Raw genomic sequence first — 22,014 nt, 5'->3', positions numbered from 1 at the left:
CTGATGGCCGTAGGAACCTTTTTCCCCGGGCGAGGCACCCTCGTCGAGGAGAAATACCTCGAAGGCAAGGCAGCCGGCCAGGCCGAGGGCAAAGCCGAAGGCAAAGCAGAGGGCAAGGCCGAAGGCAAGGCTGAGGGCAAGGCCGAAGGCAAGGCTGAGGGCAAAGCCGAGGGCCAGGCCCAGGCCCTCCTCCAGCTCCTGCGCGGGCGCGGCATCCCCGTCACTCAAGACGTGACGGATCGGATCACGGCATGCCGCAACCTCGCCACCCTTGAGCGCTGGTTCGGACAGGCCATCACCGCCACCACCGCTCACGAAGTGTTCGCAGACGAACCGGACGACGCCCCGGCACCGAACGCCCCCGAAGGAAACCCGGGGCAGTAGGCCCAGACTCCGGCCCGCACCACCCGGAGGAACCTGATGGCCGTAGGAACCTTTTTCCCCGGGCGAGGCACCCTCGTCGAGGAGAAATACCTCGAAGGCAAGGCAGCCGGCCAGGCCGAGGGCAAAGCAGAGGGCAAGGCCGAAGGCAAGGCTGAGGGCAAGGCCGAGGGCCAGGCCCAGGCCCTCCTCCAGCTTCTGCGTGGGCGCGGCATCCCCGTCACGCAAGACGTGACGGAACGGATCACGGCATGCCGCGACCTCGCCACCCTTGAGCGCTGGTTCGGACAGGCCATCACCGCCACCACCGCTCACGAAGTGTTCGCAGACGGACCGGAAGACGCCCCCGCACCGGACGCGCCCGAAGGAAACCTGGGACAGTAGGCGCCGACTCCCCGGCGCCCGCCACCCGTCCCTTCATCAGCGGTTTTCGGAGCGTTCTCGTCCGCTTCTTTTCGGGCGCGAACGCTGCCCTCATGCAGCAGAAGACACCTCGCGTCAGGGCCCTCGCCTACTCCCTGACCGCCGCCGCCGTGCTCGCCGGGCTCACCGCCCCGGTCGCCACCGCCTCTCCGGCCGCCCGTCCCTCCGAGGGGCGGCACGCCTCCGAGCGCATCCCCTTCACGGCCGCCGAGGTCACCGCCCAGCGCGACGGCTCGTACAAGATCACCTGGAAGGCGCCGGGCGTGCGGCGCGTCGCCGTGCGGGCGGACGGTCGTACCGTCGCCCTCGGCGGGTCCGTCGGGTCCGTGGTGGTCAGGGGGCTGTCCGGTACCCCCGACCGGCAGTGGTTCGACCTGGTGCCCGACCGCGGAGCCGAGCTGCGCCTCGCGGATCGCCTGGTCAAGCTCGACGGCACCGTCAACTTCCGTGACGCGGGCGGCTACCGTACCTCCGACGGCCAGTGGGTGCGGATGGGCGTCGTCTACCGTACCGACGCGCTGGACAAGCTCACCGACGCCGACCTGGCCAAGCTCAAGCGGCTCGGCATCGACACCGACTACGACTTGCGCACCGCCTCCGAGCGCACCTCCGCCCCGGACCGCGTTCCCGCCGGTGCCCGGTACGTCGTCGCCGACGTCATCGGCGGCTCGTCGGACCTCTCCCAGCTTCCCAAGACCGCCGCCGCGGCCGAAGCAATGATGATCGAGGGCGAAAAGGCGATGGTCAGCGGGAAGACCGCGAAGGCGGCCTACTCGACCGTCTTCGAGGGCATCGCCGACGACGCGGTCGGCTCGCTCTACCACTGCACGGCCGGCAAGGACCGCACCGGCTGGTCCAGCGCCGTACTCCTCACCGCGCTCGGCGTGCCGAAACAGACCGTCATGCGGGACTACCTCGCGTCCAACACCTACCGCGCCGAGGCCAACGCCGCCACCCTCGCGGCCATGCCCGCCGACCTCGCCGCCGTCTACAAGCCGCTGCTCGACGTCCGCGCGGAGTACCTGAACTCCGGCTTCGCCGAGGTCAACGACAAGTACGGCTCCTTCACCTCGTACCAGAAGCGGGCCCTCGGCCTCGACAGCATTGACGTACGGAAGCTGAAGGAACAGCTGCTGGTCGGCTGAGGCACGTTGCGCAGGGCGAGCAACGCCTAGACCGGGTCCGGCCTCTTCCACTCGTCCGCGAGGAGGCCGAGCAGCACCTCGTCCAGGAACTCCCCCATCACCCACGCCGACGAGCGCAGCACGCCCTCCCGGACGAAACCGTTGCGTTCGGCGGAGCGCAGCATCGCGTCGTTGTCCGCCAGCGTCTCGATCTGGAGCCGCCGCAGGCCTCGTACGACGAAGCCGTAGTGGCACAGCGTCGCCACCACGTCCGTGCCGTAGCCCTTGCCGCGCGCTCCCGGCAGCAGTCCGAGGCCGATGTGCGCGGCGCGGTGGTGGTTGTCGATGCCCCACAGGTTCGCCGCGCCGATCAGGGTGCCGCCCGCCAGCTCAACCACCGAGAAGGAGGCGGTTGCCTCCTGCTTGTCGTCCACCACCAGCCGTGGGTCCTGGTAGCCGGGGGTGATCGGGCGCCAGGGCCCGGCCTCGGCCCGTGAGGCGTTGACCACGTCGTCGTAGAGTTCGGCCCGCAGGGTCGGGATGTCTTCGTCGTGCCGGGCCCTGAGCCCTACCTTGTTACCTCGCAGCATGCAGGCTTCTTATCCGACCGGACGAGCCCGCGGCAAGCGAATACGCCCCGTAGACGACGTGCAGACGACCCGGGAGGAAGCCCGCGTGGCCACCATCCACCGCACCACCATGAAGCCCACCAAACTGGAGCTGCTCACCGAGTGGCTGCCCCGGCAGAAGTGGTTCGAGGGCAACACCGCGGCCCCCGAACTGGCCAACGCAGGCGGGTTCCGACTGGACGACCCCGAGGGCTTGGTCGGGATCGAGTTCATGGTGGTCACGGACGCCTCGGGAGGCGCGCCTGTGGCGTATCTGGTCCCGCTGTCCTACCGCGGTGCGGCACTGGACGGCGCCCCGGACGAGGCACTGATCGGCACCTCCGAGCACGGCGTCCTCGGTACCCGGTGGATCTATGACGGTGCCCACGATCCCACCCTGATGGGCGAGTTGGCCGCCCTCCTGCGCGGCGACGCGGCGCCGCAGCAGCAGAACGAGAGCGACGCCCCCGACCCGTCCGTCACCGTTCAGGGCCACGATCGAGAGGGTGCTCAAGTCGGCGACCGCGGCGGCAACGAGATCCGCCTCCACCGCGTCCTGCGACCGGCCGAGGCCGCGCACGAGCCCCCCGTGCACCTCACCGCCGGGTGGTCCTGGCCGGACGGCACCCCCGCGCGGGGCGTGTTCGCGAGCATCGGCTCGCGGTAGGAGCCCCGACTCCCGCTCCGGGAGTCCCGTCTCCCGTTCCGCCGACGCTACTTACCCGGCCACAGCCCCTCCCCCGTCAGCCCCAGCAGCTCGATCGCGTTGCCCCGTACGATCCGGTCCACCACGTCCGGGGCGAGGTGGCCCATCTGGCCCTCGCCGACCTCCTTGGACTTCGGCCAGGTGGAGTCCGAGTGCGGGTAGTCGGTCTCGTAGAGGACGTTGCCGACCCCGATCGAGTCGAGGTTCTTCAGGCCGAACGCGTCGTCGAAGAAGCAGCCGTAGACGTGTTCCGTGAAGAGTTCGGACGGCGGGCGCAGCACCTTGTCCGCGACGCCTCCCCAGCCCCTGTTCTCCTCCCAGACCACGTCGGCGCGCTCCAGGATGTACGGGATCCAGCCGATCTGGCCCTCCGCGTACATGATCCTGAGGTTCGGGAAGCGTTCGAACTTGCCGCTCATCAGCCAGTCGACCATCGAGAAGCAGCAGTTGGCGAAGGTGATGGTGGAGCCGACGGCCGGGGGTGCGTCCGCCGAGGTCGAGGGCATCTTGGAGGACGAGCCGATGTGCATCGCGATGACCGTGTTCGTCTCCGCGCAGGCCTGGAGGAAGGGGTCCCAGTCGTCCGTGTGGATGGAGGGCAGGCCCAGGTGCGGGGGTATCTCGGAGAAGGCGACGGCGCGCACGCCACGGGCGGCGTTGCGGCGGACCTCGGCGGCGGCGAGTTCCGCGTCCCACAGCGGGACGAGGGTGAGGGGGATGAGGCGGCCGTGCGCCTCGGGGCCGCACCACTCCTCCACCATCCAGTCGTTGTACGCGCGCACGCCGAGCAGGCCGAGTTCGCGGTCGGCCGCCTCGGTGAAGGTCTGGCCGCAGAAGCGCGGGAAGGTCGGGAAGCAGAGCGCGGACTGGACGTGGTTGACGTCCATGTCGGCGAGCCGGTCGGGGACCGAGAACGAGCCGGGGCGCATCTGCTCGTACGTGATGACTTCGAGCTTGATCTCGTCCCGGTCGTAGCCGACCGCCGTGTCGAGCCGGGTGAGGGGGCGGTGCAGGTCCTCGTAGACCCACCAGTCGCCGATCGGGCCCTCGTCGCCCTTCTCACCCATCACGGGGGCGAACTTGCCGCCGAGGAAGGTCATTTCCGTGAGGGGCGCGCGCACGACGCGCGGGCCGACGTCGCGGTACTTCCTGGGGAGCCGGTCCTGCCAGACGCCGGGGGGCTCCACCGTGTGGTCGTCCACCGAGATGATCTTCGGGAAGCTGTCCATGACCGTCACCGTACCGCTGATCTGACGATCCGTCAGGTGGGTGTGGGCGCTCTTTCTGCCCGCATCCCTGAGGTTCCTCTGAGGTTTCCGTACTGACGCACTCGGCATGGACAGGGCAAACTGGCACTTGCCATACGGGGTGCTACGGGAAGTAACGGCAGGGGGCCTGCAATGGACGGCATACCGGGCGCGGCGCCGGACCGCGTCCCCGACGCGTCCGAACTGCGCTTCAGTCTGCTCGGACCGGTACGTGCCTGGCGCGGCGGCGAGCCCGTGCCCGCGGGCTCGCCGCAGCAACGGGCCCTGCTCGCCCTGCTCCTGCTGCGCGACGGACGCACCGCCACCGCCGCAGAGCTCATCGACGGCATCTGGGGCGAGGAGCCACCGTCGCAGGCGCTGGCCGCGGTGCGCACGTACGCCTCCCGGCTGCGCAAGGCGCTCGGTGCGGACGTACTGGTCAGCCGGGCGGGCGGGTACGCGATCCGCCCCGCAGACGGCGCGCTCGACCTCGCGGTGGCCCGGCAACTGGCGGCGGACGCCGACAAGGCGCGTGCCTCCGGGGAACGGTGCGAGGCACGCACCCTGCTGAACAACGCGCTCGGGCTGTGGGACGGCGAGGTGCTGGCCTCCGTACCCGGCCCGTACGCCTCGTCGCAGCGCGCCCGGCTGGAGGAGTGGCGCCTACAGCTCACGGAGGTCCGGCTCGACCTGGACCTGGAGTTGGGCTGCCACGCGGAGGCCGTCTCCGAGCTGACCGCGCTCACGGCCGCGCATCCGCTCCGCGAGCGGCTGCGCGAGCTGCTGATGCTCGCCCTGTACCGCTGCGGGCGGCAGGCGGAGGCCCTGGCGGTGTACGCGGACACGCGCCGGCTGCTGGCGGACGAGCTGGGCGTGGACCCGCGCCCCGAGCTCTCCCGGCTCCAGCAGCGCATCCTGGCGGCGGACGAGGAACTGGCCCGGCCGGTCGAGGCCCCCGCCGCCGCGGCGCCGGCCGCCGTGCTGCCTGCCCAACTCCCGGCATCGGTACCCGACTTCACGGGCCGTGCGGCCTTCGTACGCGAGCTGGGCGACCGTCTCGCGCACGCCGGTACGAGCGTCATGGCGGTCTCCGCGCTGGCGGGCATCGGCGGTGTCGGCAAGACCACCCTCGCGGTGCACGTGGCGCACGCCGCACGCCCGCACTTCCCGGACGGCCAGCTGTACGTCGACCTCCAGGGCACGGGCGCGCGGGCGGCGGAACCGGAGACGGTGCTCGGCGCGTTCCTGCGCGCGCTCGGCACCCCGGACACGGCGATCCCCGACTCCCTCGACGAGCGCGCGGCCCTCTACCGCTCCACCCTCGACGGCCGCCGGGTCCTCGTCCTCCTCGACAACGCACGGGACGCCTCGCAGGTCAGGCCGCTCCTCCCGGGCACCCCCGGCTGCGCCGCACTGGTCACCGCCCGCACCCGGATGGTGGACCTGGCGGGCGCGCACCTCGTCGACCTGGACGTGATGTCCCCCGACGAGGCGCTCCAGCTGTTCACCCGGATCGTGGGCGAGGAGCGGGTGGCCACCGAGCGGGAGGCCTCGCTGGACGTGGTGGGCGCGTGCGGCTTCCTGCCGCTGGCGATCAGGATCGCGGCGGCCAGGCTGGCCGCCCGCCGCACCTGGACCGTGTCCGTACTGGCGGCGAAGCTGGCCGACGAACGCCGCCGCCTCGACGAGCTCCAGGCCGGCGACCTTGCGGTGAAGGCGACCTTCGAGCTGGGCTACGGACAGCTGGAGCCCGCCCAGGCACGCGCCTTCCGCCTGCTGGGCCTGGCGGACGGCCCCGACATCTCCCTCGCGGCGGCGGCAGCGGTGCTCGACCTGCCGCTGTACGACGCGGAGGACGTGCTGGAGTCCCTCGTCGACACCTCCCTCCTGGAGTCGGCGTCCCCGGGCCGCTACCGCTTCCACGACCTCGTACGCCTCTACGCACGCGCCTGCGCGGAACGCGACGAACACCCCGCGGCCGGGCGCGGGGCGGCGCTGTCCCGGCTGCTGGACTTCTACCTGGCGACGGCGGCCGGGGTGTACGCGCTGGAGCGGCCCGGGGAGCGCGTGCTCGACCACTTCGCGAGCACCACCCGCCCCGGGCTCGTCTTCGGGAGCCGTGAGGCGGCCCTCGACTGGCTGTTCAGCGAGGCGAACGGGCTGCTCGCCTGTGCCCGCCAGACCGCAGGAACGGGGATGCTCCGGCGCTCGGCCGATCTGCTCATGGCCGCTGTCGACCTGGGTGAGACGGGAGCCAACTCGCTCCAGTTCACCCGGGCGGCCACGGAGGTGAGCGAGGCGGCGCGCGAGGCGGGGGACGCCCAGGCCGAGGGGCGGGCCCGCACCATGCTCACCCATGTGCACAGCGTCTCGGGCCAGTTCGCGGAGGCCGAGCGGGAGGCCGGGCGTGCACTGGAGCTCGGCCTGGCGTCCGGGGACCCGGTCGCCTCGGGGCAGGCACCCAACCAGCTCGGCATCATCGCCCTGTACGAGAACCGGCACACGGACGCCGAGGCCCATCTGACCCAGGCCCTGCGCGCATTCCGCGCGGACGGCAACAAGCCGGGCGAGGCCGCGGCCCTCTGCAACCTCTCCCGGGTGCTCCTGGCGACGCACCGCACCGCCCAGGCCGTCGAACTGGCCCGCCAGGGCATCCGGATCTACGAGGAGTTCGGCACCGGTCTGGCGCTGCGGCTGGCCAACGGCAAGTACGCACTGGGACTCGCGCTCACCGGCGCCGGCCAGCACCGTGCCGCGGACGCCGTACTGCTCGAAGCCCTCGACACCTTCACGGAGAGCCGCCAGCAGTTCTGGCAGGGGATGACCCGCTTCCGGCTGGCCGAACTCCAGCTGGCGCAGGGCGAGCCGGCGCGGGCTGCGGCCCAGGCCGAACAGGCGCTGTCGCTGCTCCACGGGATCGGCGGGGAGTGGCGGCGCGCCAACGTACTGACGGTGCTGGGCCGGAGCCTGTCGCTGCTCAACCAGTCCGGGCGCGCGGAGGTCTGCTGGCAGGAGGCGCTGGCCATGTACGAGCGGCTCGGCTCTCCGGAGGCCGACGAGGTGCGGGGCCTGCTGGGCCGGGTCGCCGCGGCCTGAGCGCGGTGCGGTTGCGCGCGGTGCGGTTGCGCGCGCGTTCATCGTTCGTTTATCGCCGCACGGCACTCTCGTACTTAACGATCCGCCGTGTCGGGGGGCAGACGGGTCGTTGCCCAGCCGTATCGCTATGGTGCGGCTCGCAAGATCCGCCCGGCGATCCACGGGGGAACCGCCGGGCGGACCGCACGACCCAGTACGTCCACTCATTCAGGGAGTTGACCTTCATGGCCGACATCAACGCCGCCAAGCCGGAAGACGCGCACGCCTCCAGCGAGCCCGTCACCACCCAGGACGCCCACGCGTCGAGCGAGCCCGTCAAGCCCAAGGACGCTCATGCCTCCGGCGTCGGCGCGTCCACCGAGGATGCCCACGCCTCGTCGGAGCCGGCCAACTAGCACCATCTCGCACGGGGGATCGGCCGCGGCGGCGCGGAGGGGGAGCCGCCGCGGCCGAAGTTCTTCGGGCGAAGGCTGCGTGGGGGGCCGGCACGACGGCCAGGGGCAGCCCGCACGCTTGCCGCATACACGTACGTACCGGCGCAACCCGTGCCCCCGTTCCACCCTCCTCCCGTACGAGACCACCTCGGAAGGACCGGAATGACCGCCCAGCGCCACCCCTCCGCCACCACCGACGAAGGGCCCACCGCCTCGCTCCTGCCCCGGCCCGACCGTACGACGGCCGCCCTGCGCACGGCGGTCGCCCGCCTCGTGCCCGCGCAGCTCCCGGAGATGGAGCGCCGGCTGGAGGAGGCCCTGTCCCTCGCCGCCCGCACGGGCAGCCTGGCTCCGCTGACGGCGTTCCTGGAGAGCTGGGCGGTGACGGTGGAGATAGCCAGAGCGCCGGCGACGGCGCTGCGTCTGCGTGAGGCGGAGTACACGGCACGGGCGGCGGACCCCGGCTCGGCGCAGTGGCGCTCGGCGATGGACGAGATCGGCGCGGTGCGGCAGGAGGCACGGGCGGCGCTGAGCGCGTGAGGGCGTACGCCACCGTGTGAGTGGAGTTGTCATGTGACGGGGTACGCCACCGCGTGCGCGCCGCTGTCATGTGATGGGGTACGCCACCGCGTGACCTGCCCGGTCACCCCTTGCGGGCCCGCAGCTCCCCCTTCACCACCTTGCCGCTCGCGTTGCGCGGCAGGACGGGGAGGAATTCGACCTCCCTCGGGACCTTGTAGTTCGCCATTTCGCGGCGGGACCAGGCGATCACGTCGTCGGCGGTGAGGGTGGTCGCACCGTGGCGTCGGACGACGTACGCCTTGCCGACCTCCCCCAGGCGCGGGTCCGGGACGCCGACGACGGCGGCGTCGGCTATGTCCGGGTGCAGGAGCAGAAGCTGTTCGATCTCGGCGGGGTACGCGTTGAAGCCGCCGACGATGAACATGTCCTTGATGCGGTCGGTGATGCGGAGGTTTCCCGAGGCGTCGAGGACGCCGACGTCCCCCGTGCGCAGCCAGCCGTCGGACGTGACCGCGGCCGCGGTGCCCGCCGGGTCCTCGAAGTAGCCCTGCATCACGTTGAAGCCCCTGACCAGGACCTCGCCCGGGGAGCCAGGTGGTGCCTCGACCCGTACCTCGGTACCGGGAATGGCGCGGCCCGAGGTGGTCGCGACGGTTTCCGGCGCGTCGCCCCTGCGGCACATCGTCACGAAACCGGACGCCTCGGAGAGACCGTACGCGGTGAGGACCGTGGCGATGTGGAGTTCGGAACGCAGTCGCTCGACGAGCTGGAGCGGGACGACGGCGGCCCCGGTGACGACCAGACGCAGGGCGGTCAGGTCGTGCGAGCAACGGGACGGGTGGTCCAGGAGTGACTGGTGGAGGGTCGGCGGACCGGGGAGCACCGAGATGCGTTCGGCGGCGATGTTGGCGAGGACGGTGTCCACGTTGAAGACCGGCTGCGGCACCATCGTCGCGCCGCGGGTCAGGCAGGCGATGATGCCGGCCTTGTAGCCGAAGGTGTGGAAGAAGGGGTTGACGATGAGGTACCGGTCGCCCTCACGCAGACCGGCCAGGTCGGCCCAGATGTCGTAGGCGCGGAGGGTCTGGCCGTGAGTGATCACCGCACCCTTGGGACGGCCGGTGGTACCGGAGGTGTAGATGATGTCGGAGGGGTCGCCGGGCGAGATCTCGGCGGTACGTGCGCGCACCGCGTCACCGCTCACCGCCTCGCCGCCCGCCAGGAAGTCCTTCCAGGTCAGGAAGTCGGGCGGGGCCGCGTCGTCGGCGAGAACGACGACGTCGGTGAGGTACGGGAGCCCCGGAAGGGGGCCGCCACCTGCGGGACTGCTCCCCGGGCCGGGGAGCGGGTGCTCGGTGGGGGGCATGCTGGCCGGCGCGGGCGGCGGATCCTCGGCAGGGGGCGCGCCTGCCGACGCGAGACGCGGAACTTCGGCAGGGGGCACGTGCGCCTGTGCGGGCGGCGGATCCTCGGCAGGGGGTACGTGCGCCTGCGCGCGGTGCGGAACTCCGGCAGAGGGCACGCTCCCGCCCGCGTCCGGGCCGTCGCCTCGCCCGCCGGGTGCTGCCGCGTGGCCGTCGCCTCCCCCGCCGGGCGCTGCCGCGTGGCCGTCACCCCCTCCGTGGGCCCCCGGGCCCGCGCCCCCCGGGCCCGCGCCCCCCGGGCCCGCGCTCCCCGGCCCCTCCGACGCCGCCCTCCGCAGGGACGCCACGTACGACGTGCCCAGGAACGTGCCCGTGACGAAGAGGAGTTTCGTGCGGGATGTGCCCAGGACGTAGGCCGCCTCCGCGCCCTTGAAGCGGGTGTTGAGCGGGACGAGGACCGCGCCCGCCGTGACCGCGCCCAGGGCCGAGACGATCCAGTCCAGGGTGTTGGGGGCCCAGACCGCGACCCGGTCGCCCCGTCGGACGCCACGGGCCATGCACGCCGCCGCCGCGCGCTCGACGCGTTCGCCCAGTTCCGCGTACGAGACCCGGGTGCGGCCCTCGGCCACCGCCTCCCGGTCCCCGTACCGGCCCGCGGCGTGCCGCACCAACTCCGGGACGGTGTTCCACAGTGCCTTCCACTCCACGTCACCCTGTGCGTCGAACCGCATCGCAAGCCCTCCCACACCACTAGCTGACTATCCGTCAGATTAGCTGTAGCCTGACGCGCTGTCAGCAGTCAGGACCGTTGCGGAGGTGGCCGGGGAACATGCCAGCAGCACTCAAGGACGCGACTGCGATAGTCGGAATAGGACAGACCACCTTCGCGAAACAACTCGGCGGCAGCGAGAAAAAGTTGGCCTGCCGCGCGATCCTCGCCGCGCTCGACGACGCGGGCATCGACCCCGCCGAGGTCGACGGCCTCGCCTCCTACACGATGGAGGAGACCGACGAGGTCGAGGTCGCCAAGGCCGTCGGCGCGGGCGACCTGACCTTCTTCTCCAAGGTCGGCTTCGGCGGCGGCGGTTCGTGCGCGACCGTCGCGCACCTGGCGTCCGCGATCGCCACCGGACAGGCGAGCGTGGGCGTCGCCTGGCGGTCGCGCAAGCGCGGCAGCGGCCCGAGGCCCTGGAAGAACACGGCGGTGCAACTGCCGACGCCCGCCCAGTGGACCCGCCCCTTCGGTCTGCTCCGGCCCGCCGACGAGATCGGCATGCTCGCCAGGCGCTACATGCACGAGTACGGCGCGACCCGTGACCACCTCTTCAACGTCGCCCTCGCCTGCCGCAACCGGGCCAACCAGAATCCCGCCGCCATGATGTACGAACGGCCCCTGACCCGGGACATGTACATGACCTCCCGCTGGATCAGCGAACCACTCTGCCTCTTCGACAACTGCCTGGAGACGGACGGCGCCCTGGCGTGCGTGATCGTCTCCGCCGAGCGGGCCCGCGACTGCCGCAGAAAGCCGGTGTACGTGCACTCGGCCGCCCAGGGCCTGCCCGCCCAGCACCACGGCATGGTCAACTACTGGAACGACGACCCGCTCACGGGCCCGGCCTGGACCGCCGCCCGACACCTGTGGAAGCAGGCCGACTTCGGGCCCGACGACGTCGATGTGGCGCAGATATACGACGCGTTCACCCCGCTCATCCCGCTGTCCCTGGAGGGGTACGGGTTCTGCGGTCGCGGCGAGGGCGCCGCGTTCACCGAGGGCGGTGCACTGGAGAGCGGTGGCCGGCTGCCGATCAACACCGGCGGCGGCGGGCTGAGCGAGGCGTACGTGCACGGCTTCAACCTCATCAACGAGGGTGTGAAACAGCTGCGCGGCACCTCCACCGCCCAGGTCCCCGGCGCCGCCACCTGCCTGGTGACGGCGGGCGAGGGCGTCCCCACTTCCGCACTTCTGCTGAGGAGTTGAGCCCGATGAGCGAGCCGTCCGCAGACCTCCTCACCCCCGTCGTGGACGACGACGGGGCCCCCTTCTGGGAGTACGCGGCGCGCGGTGAGCTGCGCGTACAGTCCTGTGCCGACTGCGGCGAACTGCGCTTCCCGCCCCGGCCCTGCTGCCCGTACTGCCACTCCTTCTCCTGCGACTGGCGGCTGATGAACGGCAAGGGGGTGCTGTGGTCGTACGTCGTGCCGCACCCGCCCCTCCTGCCCGCCTACGCCGCCCAGGCCCCGTACAACGCGGTGATCGTCGAACTCGCGGACGCCCCCCGCATCCGGCTCGTCGGGAACGTGGTGGCCTCGGCGGACGCCGCACTGGACTCGGTCGACCGGGGGCGGCTGCGGATCGGGGCGAAGGTGCAGGTCACCTTCGGCCGGCTGCCCGACGGGACCACCGTGCCGCGCTGGCTCCTGGAGCGGCCGTGAGCCCCCGTACGGGCGTGCGCGACGAGCGGAGGCTGCCGTGAGCGCGCCGACGGGTGTGCGCGACGAGCGGGACAAGGACACCGGCGTCGCGGTCGTCACGCTCGACCGGCCGCAACGGCTCAACGCCATCGACCTGACCGCAGCCGAACAACTGGCGCACATTTGGCGGGAGTTGCGGTTCGACGAGTCCGTGCGCGCGGTCGTCCTGGCGGGGGCGGGCGCGAAGGCGTTCTGCACCGGCATCGACCGCTCCACGGTCGTACCTCAGCCGCCCTCCCCCTACTCGACGGACGACCCGCTGCTGACCGTGGGCCCGAAGGCGAACGACCTCTGGAAGCCGGTGATCGCCGCGGTCCGGGGCATGGCGTGCGGCGGGGCGTTCTACCTGCTGGGCGAGGCGGAGTTCGTGGTGGCGGGCGAGCACGCCACCTTCTTCGACCCGCACACCACGTACGGGATGGTCAGCGCGTACGAGACAGCCCTGCTCGCCCAGCGGATGCCGTACGGCGAGGTCGCCAGGACGGCGCTGATGGGCACGGCCGAGCGGATGTCGGCGCGGCGGGCGTACGAGGTGGGGCTCGTCTCCGAGGTGACGCCGGACGGCGACGAGCTGGCGGCGGCAGTGCGGTCGGCGGAGATCATCGCGCGGCAGCCGACGGAGGCGGTCCAGGGAACCGTACGGGCCGTGTGGGCGACGAAGGAGGCGGCGCGGGCGCAGGCGTACGCGCTGGCACCGCACCTGATCGCGCTGGGGAACCTGCCGGCGGCGCGGCAGACGGAGCTGTTCGGCGGCCGGGGGAAGGAGCGGAACGACTTCCGGATCCGCTGAACGGGCCGCCCGAACCTGGCGGGCCGACCACAGCCCGCCAGTGCCCCGCCCGGTCAGGAGCTGGTGCGGGTCACGTACTTGACCTCGCAGCGGCCGACCAGCGACTCGGACTCCTTCTTGACGTACGGGGTGGTGACCTCGGAGGTCTGGGACCGGCCCGGGGCGACGGCGCTGATGCTCGCCGTGCGGGTGCCGACGGCGCTGCCGCCGTTGGTGAACTTCACCGTGAAGTTGTAGGTGTAGCTCTGCGAGGAGCTGCTGTTCGTCGCGGTGATGCCGGCGATCAGCCCGCGCGACGGGTCGTACTTGCAGTCCGCGATGCGCAGGTCGCGGGAGGCGGCGCTGCTGCCACCGGTGCCCGACCCCGAGCCGGTCGTGCTGCCGGAGCTGCTGGAACCGGAGTCGCTGCCACCGGTCGTGCTGGACGAGCTGTCGCCGCCACTGGAACTGCTGGAACTGCTGCCGCCGCCGCAGCCGCCTCCGTGGGAGCCCCGGGCTCCGGTGAGTGCGACGACCGCGATGCCGAATACGGCCACTGCTCGGACATGACGAAGCTTCATCGCTTCCAACCCCCGTGGTTTTGACGCTGTCCGGGACGACTCCGACCGGAGTGACCGGAGTATGAATCCCGTAAGGACATGTGCATGACACTGTATAGCGCCACAGACGCCAGGGCGGAGCCGGCCGGTTCCCCGTTCCGCCAGGCCGGCGGTTCCCTGTTGCCCAGGTCGGCCGGTTCCCCGTTTCCCAGGCCGGCCGCCCCTGTTACCTGGTCGTGCGGCCGGTGGCCGTTCCCTTCACCGCGTCCAGTGCGTAGACGCAGCGGTCCTTGCTGCACGCGTAGACGATTCCCGCCTCCGCGACCGGTGAGCCGGTGATCTCGCCGCCCGTCTTGAGCTTCCAGCGCAGCTGGCCGCCCACCGCGTCCACCGTGTAGAGACAGTGGTCGGCCGACCCGAAGTGCACCCGGCCGTCCGCGACGACCGGCGCGCCGACGAGTTCCCCGCCCGCGGCGAAACGCCACTTCGGCGTCCCGGTCACCGCGTCCAGCGTGTACAGCGCACTGCCGCTGCCCACGTGCACATGGCCGCCCGCCACCAGCACCGGCTGGTTCGACTGCCGGGACTCGGTCGCGATGCGCCAGCGGTCCTTGCCGGTGGAGGCGTCCAGGGCGTACACCGTGCCGAGGTAGTCTGCCAGGTAGACGCCGCCGCCCGTGACGGCGGGGCCAGGTGCGAACGCGGGCGCGCAGAGGAACACCGCGGGTGCCTCGAAGTGCCAGCGGACCCGCCCGGAGCCCTGGTCGATCGCCAGCACGCGGGTCCCCGCGGAGACGTACACATAGCCGTCCTCCGCCGACGTCACCCGCACCGGCACCCCGCCGCAGGACGCCGCGTCCCCCACCGGGTAGGACCAGCGCTCGATGCCGGAGCGCGAGTCCAGCGCCCGCAGCCTGGCGTCCTGCCACACATACACCGTGTCCCCGTGCAGCTCGGGCCCGGCCTCCGGTGTCTCGAAGTCGCTCTGCGCGCCGGTGATCTCCCACAGCTTCTGCCCGTTGGACGCCTCCCAGGCCTGTACGCCGCCACCGCGCGTGCCCGTGACGACGGTGCCCCGCACCGCCTTCAGCGAGTACACCCAGGCGTCGCTCTGCAGGCGCCACCGCTCGGTGCCATCGGCCGCGTCCAGGGCGTAGAGCGTCGGCCCGTCCGAGGCGTGGATCCGGCCGCCGGCCACCGACATCGCCCAGGCGACGTCACGCGTCTTGAACTGGCGCCGGCCCGAGGCCACGTCCAGGGCGTGCACCTCGAAGGAGGTGACGTAGACGAGGTCTCCCGCCACCGCCGGGGTGCCCCACACGTCGTTGGACATCCGGAACCGCCACGGCCGCCACCCGACGGGCGAGGGGAGTTCGGGGGACGGCGGCGGTACGGCCGCCGGAGGTGACGGGACGCCGTTGGGGACGCCGCCCGGCGGGCGCACCCAGCCCGTCGCCGGTCCTGCCGCCTCGGCGACGGCCGCGGCCCCGTGCCCGTCGGCCACCCGGGGGCCGGGGCCGATCGGCACCTTCGCCCCGGCGAGCCGCACCGGACCGTCGGCGTACGAGGGCGGGGGCGCGGCCTGCCCGGTGCGCGGGTCGCCGCCACGGACGCCACGCGGTGGCGGGTACGGCGGCGGGTTCTGCGGGCGCGGCGGCGGCGAGGGCTCACGCCTCGGCTGCACCACAGGGGGAGCGACGGTCCGGCCGCCGCCCCTGCGCAGTTCGATCATCGCGGTGGCACGGGTCGGCAGCCAGGCGGACGCGGTGCCGCTGTCGTCCCCGCCCGAGGAGAAGAGGTGTGGTGCGAGCTGTGCCTGGAGGTCGGCGGGGCTGGGCCGCAGCGCCGCCTCCATGCCCATGCAGGAATCGATCAGCGGACGGAGTTCGTCCGGCAGGCCTCCCAGGTCGGGGCCCTCGCGCAGCAGCATGAAGACCGTCTCGACGGGGTTCGCGCCGTGGAAGGGGGCGTGCCCGGTCGCGGCGAAGACGAGGGTGGAGCCGAGCGAGAAGACATCACTCGCGCCGGTCACGCTGCGCGAGTCCCTGGCCTGTTCGGGGGACATGTAGGCGGGCGTGCCCACGGCGACGTTCGTCATGGTCAGGCGGGTGTTGGAGACGCCCGACGCGATGCCGAAGTCGATGACGCGCGGCCCGTCCTCCACGACGAGGACGTTGGACGGCTTGAGGTCGCGGTGGACCAGCCCGGCGCCGTGGATGGACTGGAGCGCCTCGGCGATGCCTGCGGCCAGCCAGCGCACCGCGTTCGCGGGCATCGGCCCGCACTCGTTCACTATTTCTTCGAGCGAGGGAGCGGGCACGTACGCCGTCGCCAGCCACGGCACGGCCGCCCGCGGGTCGGCGTCCACCACGGCCGCGGTGTAGAAGCCGGAGACCGCGCGCGCCGCCTCGACCTCACGCGTGAAGCGGACCCGGAACAGCTGGTCCTCGGCGAGCTCCGTCCGCACGGTCTTGATCGCCACCCGGCGCCCCGAGGCGGACCGCGCCAGATAGACGAGCCCCATCCCGCCGGCCCCGAGCCGTCCCAGCACCTCGAACGGGCCGATCCGCCGCGGATCGTGCTGCGTGAGCTGCTCCACTTGCCTGCCACCTCCCCGTACCAGGCCGCGAACCACAGCCCCGGGGGCATTCTTCCTGCCGAACGCTGTACTGGCTAACCCGAGGCCGGAATGGAATGTTTCCCCCCATTCCGTACACGTTTCACGCTGAACTCGCACCGATCCGGAGCGCGCGGTTACGCCTTCTTGCCCCGGAACGCGGGGTCACGCCCCCAGGTTCGGCCAGCACCGCGGAGTCACGCCCCCGGGTTCGGCCAGCACCGCTGGGTCACGCCCCCGGGTTCGGCCAGCACCGCTGGGTCACGCCTCCGGTTCGGCCAGTACCGCGAAGACCGCGCCCTGATTGTCCATGAGCACCGCCATCCGCCCGTACGGGGTGTCGAAGGGCGGCTGAGTGATCCGTCCGCCGAGCCGCCTGGCCGTCTCCGCGGCCCCGTCGCAGTCCTCGACCACGAAGTACGAGAGGAAGTGCGCCGGCATCTCGGCCGGAAGCGCGTCCGACAGGACGCTCCGCCCGCCGATCGCGGTGTCGTCGCCCGGCTCGGTCCCGGCGGGGGACCAGATCCGGAAGTCCACCCCGGCCTCCTCGGAGAGGTCCTTGCTCGCGAAACCGAAGACCTGTTCGTAGAAGCGGTCGACGCGCTCCTTGTCCGCCTCGCGCACATGCGCCTCGGTCCAGCAGAAGGAGCCAGGGGCGGCGGTCTGCTCGAAGCCGGGGTGCGTGCCCGCCTGCCAGACGCCGAAGACGGCGCCACCGGGGTCGGCGATCAGCGCCATCGTGCCGAACGGGCCCACCGGCATGGCGTCCATGACGATCTGTCCGCCCGCCTCCCTGGCCCGCGCGACGAGGGCGGCGGCGTCCGGGGTGGCGAAGTAGATGCCCCAGGCGGTGGGCATCCGGCCGTCCGGCTTGGGGGCGAGCGCCGCGACGTTCTTCCGGTCGGCGCCCTCTCCCACGTACGCCTGGGTGTAGTAGCCGTAGGTCTTGTCGGCGGGCTCGTCGAAGGTCCAGCCGAACAGCTCGCCGTAGAAGCGCCTGCCCGCCCGGACATCGGGAAGCGTCACGTCCATCCAGCAGGGCACACCTTCTGCGAATGCGGTCATGGACCGATCCTTCCCGCTCTCGGAAATCCCCGCCCGGAGATATCCACCGAAGTTGTCCACAGGCTGTTGATAACACTATTGGGGGACGGCGCCCGGCGCCCTGCCGGGTACCGCCATTCGAAGCCCGGGACCTCCGTCGGAGCCCCGCACGACCCCTGCACGGCCCCGGCCACCCGCCCAGAAGCGCCCCTCGTCCACCACAACCGGCCCAAGATGTCCCAACTCTGGCCGGAAACCCATTTGCACTCGCCGAATCGCGCTCCGATCACCCCTCGGTAAGCTGACGGCATGACAGGACAAGTACGCACCGTCGACGGCCGCGTGGCCGGTCGACGCGGTCAGGCGACGCGGCAGAAGCTGCTCGACTGCCTCAGTGAAATGCTCAGCTCGTCCCCCTACCGGGACGTCAAAGTCATCGACGTGGCCCGCAAGGCCGGGACTTCACCCGCCACCTTCTACCAGTACTTCCCCGACGTGGAGGGCGCCGTCCTCGAAATCGCGGAGGAAATGGCAAAGGAAGGGGCGGGGTTGACCGACCTCGTCGCCGGCCGTTCGTGGGTCGGCAAGGCCGGCGCGCAGACCGCCGAGGAGCTCGTGGACGGTTTCCTCGACTTCTGGCGGAAGAACGACGCGATCCTGCGGGTCGTCGACCTCGGCGCGGCCGAGGGCGACAAGCGGTTCTACAAGATCCGTATGAAGATCCTGAACTCCGTCACCAACTCCCTTACGGACACCGTGAAGGAGCTCCAGGCGAAGGGCAAGGTCGACAAGGACATCAGCCCCGCCGCGATGGCCGGTTCGCTGGTCGCGATGCTCGCGGCCGTGGCCTCGCACCAGAAGGGCTTCACCACCTGGGGCGTCAAGCAGGCCGAACTGCGGCCCAACCTGGCACAGTTGGTACACCTGGGCATTACCGGCAAGAAGCCCGCAAAGTAGTACGGAGCACGCCCCGTACTCGTACCGGACGAACCCCACCAAGTCCTGTCACCCGATGGCGGACCACACCAGTGGTCCGCCATCGGCGTACCCGGACCGCGCGGGGCCGCACCGCCGCCCCGTACCTCGTGAGGCGCACCGCCACCGCGTACCCGGACCGCACGGGGCCGCCCCACCACCGCGTACCCGGGCCGGGCCGCACCGCCACCGCGCACCCGGACCGCACGGGGCCGCACCCCCGCCCCGTGCCCGGACCGCACCGGGCGCACCGTCGCCGCGGCCGGTTCAGCGGCGTTCGATACGGAACAGCCGGATCTCCCGCTCGATGCGCCGCTGGTACGCGGCGTACGGCGGCCAGAAGCGCAGCACCGCCTGCCACGCCTGCGCCCGTTCCTCGCCCGTGAGCAGCCGGGCCCGCACCGGGATGTCCTGACCCTCCCAGCTGACCGAGACGTCGGGGTGCGCGAGCAGGTTGCCCGTCCACACGGGGTGCCCCGGGCGGCCGAAGTTGGACCCGATCAGAATCCAGGTCCCCCTCTCCTCCTCCGGCATGCAGGCCAGCGGTGTCACCCTCGGCAGACCGCTCCTCGCGCCGCGCGCGGTGAGGATCACGCCGGGCAGCATCCGCGTGCTGAGCATGGTCCTTCCCTTGGTCAGCCGGTGGACGGTGCGGTCGACGGCGGGGATGACGTGTGGGGCGATACGCGCGAACACCACCGTGGACGACACCTTCTGGATCAGCCGCACCCCGGCACTGCTGCCGGTGCGCGCCCCGCCCCCGGCCTTCCCCGTCGCTCTGCCTGCCGCCTTCTCGGCCATCAGCCGACCTCCGCCCTTCCGTCGCCCTGCTGAAATATCCCCGCCCGGTCCGCCGCGTGCGCGCGCAGCCGGTGCACGGGGCCGAAGAGCAGTTCGTCGGCGGCGCCCCGCTTGAAGTACAGATGCGCGTCGTGCTCCCAGGTGAAACCGATGCCGCCGTGCAACTGGATCGCCTCCGACGAGGCGCTGCGCAGCGCCTCCAGCCCCTGGGCGAGCGCCAGCGCCCCGCCGCCCGCCGGGTCGTGGGCGGCGTGGTACGCGGCCGAGCGCGCCGCGGCCGTCTGCACGTACACATCTGCGAGCCGGTGCTTGACCGCCTGGAAGGAGCCGATGGCCCGGCCGAACTGCTCGCGTGTCTTCACGTACTCGACCGTCCGCTCCAGCGCCCGGCCCGCGGCCCCGACCGCTTCCGCCGCGAGGGCGGCGGCGACCCCGCAGCCGGTGGCGGCCAGCGCACCCGCCACGTCGGCGTCCTCGGAGCCGAGCAACTCGGCCGCCACATGCCGGAATTGCACGACCGCCTGCGGCCTGGTCTCGTCCAGGGACACCTGCCGCACCCGGGCCAGCCCCTCCGCGTCCCTGGCACGTACGAGGAACAGCAGCGTCCGGCTGCGCGCGAAGCCCCCGGTGTGGGCGGCGACGAGCAGCAGGTCCGCGCTGTGTCCGTCGAGTACCTGCTCGGCCTGCCCGTACAGCACCCACCCCTCGTCGCCGCGCCGCGCCTGCACCCCGCCGGAGCGCCCGCCGCCCGCCCAGTCCGTGGCGGTGTTGTCGCCGGTCAGCCCGAGTGCGAGCGAGAGCGCAGTGCCCGCGACGGCCAGGGTGGCCGCGGTGCGGCCCGCGGTGATGTCCGGCAGCAGGGCCGTGCGCTGGGCCTGGGTGCCGAGTGCGGCGATGAGCGGGGCGGCGAGCAGGGCGGTGGCCAGCAGGGGTGAGGGAAGCAGGGCGCGGCCCGTCTCCTCGCAGGCCAGGGCGAGGTCGGCGGCCTCGCAGCCCACACCCCCGTACTCGGCGGGCAGCGCGAGTCCCGGCAGCCCGAGCTCCTCGGCGAGCTGCCGCCAGAGTTCGCGGTCGTACCCCTCGGCGGTCGCGGTGGCGGACTTGACCTCGTCCGGGCCGCACCGCTTGGCGAGCAGGTCGTGCAGGGTGCGGCGGATCTCGTCCTGTTCCGCGGTGAAGGCGGCCGTGAAGGCAGCCGTGAAAGCGGTTCCGCGACCTGGCGCCCGACCTGGTGCACGACCTGGTGCACGACCTGGCTCGGGGCCGGGCTCGAAAGCGGCGTCCATCTGGTGTGCTCCTCCCCTGAACTGACGGGGCGTCATGCTAGGCCCGGCTTCCCTCAATGCCCATAGCCACGTGCCCCCTTGAGCATCTGATGTACCGTCAGATTTATGACTACCTCCTCGCGAAGGACCCCCGGGGCCCGCAAGGTCGCCGTCGTCGGTGTCGCACTCTCCGACTGCGGCCGGGTGGACGAAGCCACCCCCTACGCGCTGCACGCCCAGGCCGCCCGCCGGGCCCTCGCCGACTCGGGACTCGACCGCTCGGTGATCGACGGCTTCGGCTCCGCCGGACTCGGCACGCTGGCCCCGATCGAGGTTGCCGAGTACCTGGGGCTGCGCCCGCGCTGGGTGGACTCCACCGCGGTCGGCGGCTCCACCTGGGAGGTGATGGCGGCGCACGCCGCGGACGCGATCGCCGCCGGTCATGCCAACGCCGTCCTGCTGGTGTACGGCTCGACGGCCCGCGCGGACATCAAGGCCGGGCGGCGCACCTCCAACCTCTCCTTCGGCTCGCGCGGCCCGCTCCAGTTCGAGGTGCCGTACGGCCACACCCTGGTCGCCAAGTACGCGATGGCCGCCCGTCGGCACATGCACGAGTACGGGACCACCCTGGAGCAGCTCGCGCAGGTGGCGGTGCAGGCGCGGGCGAACGCGGCGACGAACCCGGACGCGATGTTCACCGCCCCGCTCACCGTCGACGAGGTCCTGGCCGGCCCGATGATCGCGGACCCGTTCACCAAGCTGCACTGCTGTCTGCGCAGCGACGGCGGCTGTGCGGTGCTGCTGGTCGCCGAGGAGTTCGTACCGGACACGGCGAAGGCTCCGGTGTGGGTGCTGGGCGCGGGATCAGCCGTGTCCCACACCACCATGTCGGAGTGGGAGGACTTCACTGTCTCCCCGGCGGCGGAGAGCGGCCGGCTGGCCTACCGCCGGGCCGGGCTGGGCCCCGCGGACGTGGACATCGCCGAGGTCTACGACGCCTTCACCTACATGACCCTCGTCACCCTCGAAGACCTGGGCTTCTGCGCGAAGGGCGAGGGCGGCGCCTTCGTCGGGAAGGGGCGGCTGCTGCGGGACGGGGAGCTGCCGACCAACACGGACGGAGGCGGGCTCTCCGCCTGTCACCCCGGGATGCGCGGACTGTTCCTCCTGGTCGAGGCGGTACGCCAACTACGCGGCGAGGCCGGCCCCGGCCAGGTCCACAAGGCGGGCGGCCGACTGCCCGAGGTGGCGATAGCGTCGGGTACGGGAGGCTGGTTCTGCTCATCGGGAACGGTACTGCTGGGCCGCTGACGGGGCGACTCGGGGGCGGGAGGGGCGCGGTGGGGCGCGTCGGGGCGCGGTGCGTCGGGGCTGGGCACCTCGCGGTAAGGCGCGGCACGGCACGCACCGCGGGGTACGGCGCGGCATGGCAGAGCACCTCGGGGTATGCCACGGCCGGGCAGAGCACCTCGGGGGACGGCACGGCCGGGCACCTCGGGGTACGACGGGCACGGCACGGCACCGTACGGCAGGGCACCTCTCGGCACGGCGAGGCAACGCACCTCGGGGGTGCGACGCGCGGCACCGCACAACAAGGCACCTC

Annotated in this window: 19 protein-coding genes and 1 pseudogene; 12 read left to right on the top strand and 8 right to left on the bottom strand. The window is 72.2% G+C overall.

What is annotated here, in order from left to right; translation table 11 throughout:
* The 3 genes and pseudogenes from ACIQM4_RS14505 to ACIQM4_RS14495 all read left to right on the top strand — a co-directional run.
* Positions 1 to 384, top strand: a pseudogene (locus tag ACIQM4_RS14505) (hypothetical protein); the annotation flags it as partial.
* Positions 385 to 420: 36 nt separating this feature from the next.
* Positions 421 to 765 (top strand): hypothetical protein, encoded by a 345-nt coding sequence (locus tag ACIQM4_RS14500; protein WP_401590878.1) that lies wholly within the window; start codon positions 421 to 423, stop codon positions 763 to 765.
* A 92-nt stretch (positions 766 to 857) separates the two neighbouring features.
* The gene (locus tag ACIQM4_RS14495; protein WP_401590875.1) at positions 858 to 1,949 is read left to right on the top strand and encodes a tyrosine-protein phosphatase; all 1,092 of its coding nucleotides are present in this window, start codon (positions 858 to 860) and stop codon (positions 1,947 to 1,949) included.
* A 26-nt stretch (positions 1,950 to 1,975) separates the two neighbouring features.
* Here ACIQM4_RS14495 and ACIQM4_RS14490 read toward each other — a convergent pair whose 3' ends face one another.
* Positions 1,976 to 2,518: a GNAT family N-acetyltransferase gene (locus tag ACIQM4_RS14490; RefSeq protein ID WP_401590872.1), complete on the bottom strand. Its 543-nt coding sequence runs from the start codon at positions 2,516 to 2,518 to the stop codon at positions 1,976 to 1,978.
* An 85-nt stretch (positions 2,519 to 2,603) separates the two neighbouring features.
* Between ACIQM4_RS14490 and ACIQM4_RS14485 the strand changes: the two genes are divergently transcribed.
* A complete protein-coding gene (locus ACIQM4_RS14485; protein WP_401590869.1) occupies positions 2,604 to 3,203 on the top strand; it encodes a 1,4-alpha-glucan branching protein in 600 nt (199 codons plus the stop codon).
* 47 nt (positions 3,204 to 3,250) lie between these two features.
* On the opposite strand, the gene ACIQM4_RS14480 is transcribed toward ACIQM4_RS14485, so the two are convergent.
* The gene (locus ACIQM4_RS14480; protein WP_401590867.1) at positions 3,251 to 4,471 is read right to left on the bottom strand and encodes an amidohydrolase family protein; all 1,221 of its coding nucleotides are present in this window, start codon (positions 4,469 to 4,471) and stop codon (positions 3,251 to 3,253) included.
* A gap of 171 nt (positions 4,472 to 4,642) precedes the next feature.
* On the opposite strand from ACIQM4_RS14480, the gene ACIQM4_RS14475 reads away from it, so the two are divergent.
* The 3 genes from ACIQM4_RS14475 (at position 4,643) to ACIQM4_RS14465 (ending at position 8,559) form a co-directional block, all read left to right on the top strand.
* Positions 4,643 to 7,585, top strand: a complete 2,943-nt coding sequence (locus tag ACIQM4_RS14475; protein ID WP_401590865.1) for an AfsR/SARP family transcriptional regulator — start codon at positions 4,643 to 4,645, stop codon at positions 7,583 to 7,585.
* 224 nt (positions 7,586 to 7,809) lie between these two features.
* Entirely contained in the window at positions 7,810 to 7,980 is a 171-nt protein-coding gene (locus ACIQM4_RS14470; RefSeq protein ID WP_401590862.1) for a hypothetical protein, read from the top strand.
* Positions 7,981 to 8,181: 201 nt separating this feature from the next.
* A complete protein-coding gene (locus ACIQM4_RS14465; protein WP_401590859.1) occupies positions 8,182 to 8,559 on the top strand; it encodes a DUF6247 family protein in 378 nt (125 codons plus the stop codon).
* A 103-nt stretch (positions 8,560 to 8,662) separates the two neighbouring features.
* Here the strand turns inward: ACIQM4_RS14465 and ACIQM4_RS14460 are convergent, their stop codons facing one another.
* Positions 8,663 to 10,636 (bottom strand): fatty acid--CoA ligase family protein, encoded by a 1,974-nt coding sequence (locus ACIQM4_RS14460; protein WP_401590857.1) that lies wholly within the window; start codon positions 10,634 to 10,636, stop codon positions 8,663 to 8,665.
* Positions 10,637 to 10,734: 98 nt separating this feature from the next.
* Between ACIQM4_RS14460 and ACIQM4_RS14455 the strand changes: the two genes are divergently transcribed.
* From ACIQM4_RS14455 to ACIQM4_RS14445, 3 genes are read left to right on the top strand one after another with little or no spacing between them, the layout of a single operon-like run.
* On the top strand, positions 10,735 to 11,886 hold the full coding sequence (locus ACIQM4_RS14455) for a lipid-transfer protein (protein ID WP_401590855.1): 1,152 nt from the start codon (positions 10,735 to 10,737) through the stop codon (positions 11,884 to 11,886).
* Positions 11,887 to 11,891: 5 nt separating this feature from the next.
* Positions 11,892 to 12,341: a Zn-ribbon domain-containing OB-fold protein gene (locus tag ACIQM4_RS14450; RefSeq protein WP_401590852.1), complete on the top strand. Its 450-nt coding sequence runs from the start codon at positions 11,892 to 11,894 to the stop codon at positions 12,339 to 12,341.
* A 37-nt stretch (positions 12,342 to 12,378) separates the two neighbouring features.
* Positions 12,379 to 13,170, top strand: coding sequence for an enoyl-CoA hydratase/isomerase family protein (locus ACIQM4_RS14445; RefSeq protein WP_401590850.1), 792 nt, complete (start codon positions 12,379 to 12,381; stop codon positions 13,168 to 13,170).
* A gap of 53 nt (positions 13,171 to 13,223) precedes the next feature.
* Here the strand turns inward: ACIQM4_RS14445 and ACIQM4_RS14440 are convergent, their stop codons facing one another.
* The 3 genes from ACIQM4_RS14440 to ACIQM4_RS14430 all read right to left on the bottom strand — a co-directional run bounded on the left by ACIQM4_RS14440 (position 13,224) and on the right by ACIQM4_RS14430 (position 17,391).
* Positions 13,224 to 13,706, bottom strand: a complete 483-nt coding sequence (locus tag ACIQM4_RS14440) for a hypothetical protein (protein WP_401590847.1) — start codon at positions 13,704 to 13,706, stop codon at positions 13,224 to 13,226.
* Between the two features lie 229 nt (positions 13,707 to 13,935).
* On the bottom strand, positions 13,936 to 16,308 hold the full coding sequence (locus ACIQM4_RS14435) for a PQQ-binding-like beta-propeller repeat protein (protein ID WP_401590844.1): 2,373 nt from the start codon (positions 16,306 to 16,308) through the stop codon (positions 13,936 to 13,938).
* A 279-nt stretch (positions 16,309 to 16,587) separates the two neighbouring features.
* A complete protein-coding gene (locus ACIQM4_RS14430; RefSeq protein ID WP_401590842.1) occupies positions 16,588 to 17,391 on the bottom strand; it encodes a VOC family protein in 804 nt (267 codons plus the stop codon).
* A 288-nt stretch (positions 17,392 to 17,679) separates the two neighbouring features.
* Between ACIQM4_RS14430 and ACIQM4_RS14425 the strand changes: the two genes are divergently transcribed.
* Complete coding sequence (locus tag ACIQM4_RS14425; RefSeq protein ID WP_401590839.1) at positions 17,680 to 18,327, top strand: TetR family transcriptional regulator; 648 nt, start codon at positions 17,680 to 17,682, stop codon at positions 18,325 to 18,327.
* A 285-nt stretch (positions 18,328 to 18,612) separates the two neighbouring features.
* On the opposite strand, the gene ACIQM4_RS14420 is transcribed toward ACIQM4_RS14425, so the two are convergent.
* Both ACIQM4_RS14420 and ACIQM4_RS14415 read right to left on the bottom strand, forming a co-directional pair.
* A complete protein-coding gene (locus ACIQM4_RS14420; protein ID WP_401591419.1) occupies positions 18,613 to 19,149 on the bottom strand; it encodes a nitroreductase family deazaflavin-dependent oxidoreductase in 537 nt (178 codons plus the stop codon).
* A complete protein-coding gene (locus ACIQM4_RS14415) occupies positions 19,146 to 20,432 on the bottom strand; it encodes an acyl-CoA dehydrogenase family protein (RefSeq protein ID WP_401590836.1) in 1,287 nt (428 codons plus the stop codon). The genes ACIQM4_RS14420 and ACIQM4_RS14415 overlap by 4 nt, the downstream gene beginning before the upstream one ends.
* Before the next feature lie 105 nt (positions 20,433 to 20,537).
* Here ACIQM4_RS14415 and ACIQM4_RS14410 point away from each other — a divergent pair, with 105 nt between their 5' ends.
* Positions 20,538 to 21,722, top strand: a complete 1,185-nt coding sequence (locus tag ACIQM4_RS14410) for a thiolase C-terminal domain-containing protein (RefSeq protein WP_401590834.1) — start codon at positions 20,538 to 20,540, stop codon at positions 21,720 to 21,722.
* The last annotated feature ends 292 nt before the right edge of the window (positions 21,723 to 22,014 follow it).

Source organism: Streptomyces sp. NPDC091272 (genome assembly GCF_044757485.1).
GTDB lineage: Bacteria > Actinomycetota > Actinomycetes > Streptomycetales > Streptomycetaceae > Streptomyces.
The sequence above is the reverse complement of the archived record's forward strand: the minus strand, read 5'-3'. Positions and strand labels throughout refer to the sequence as shown.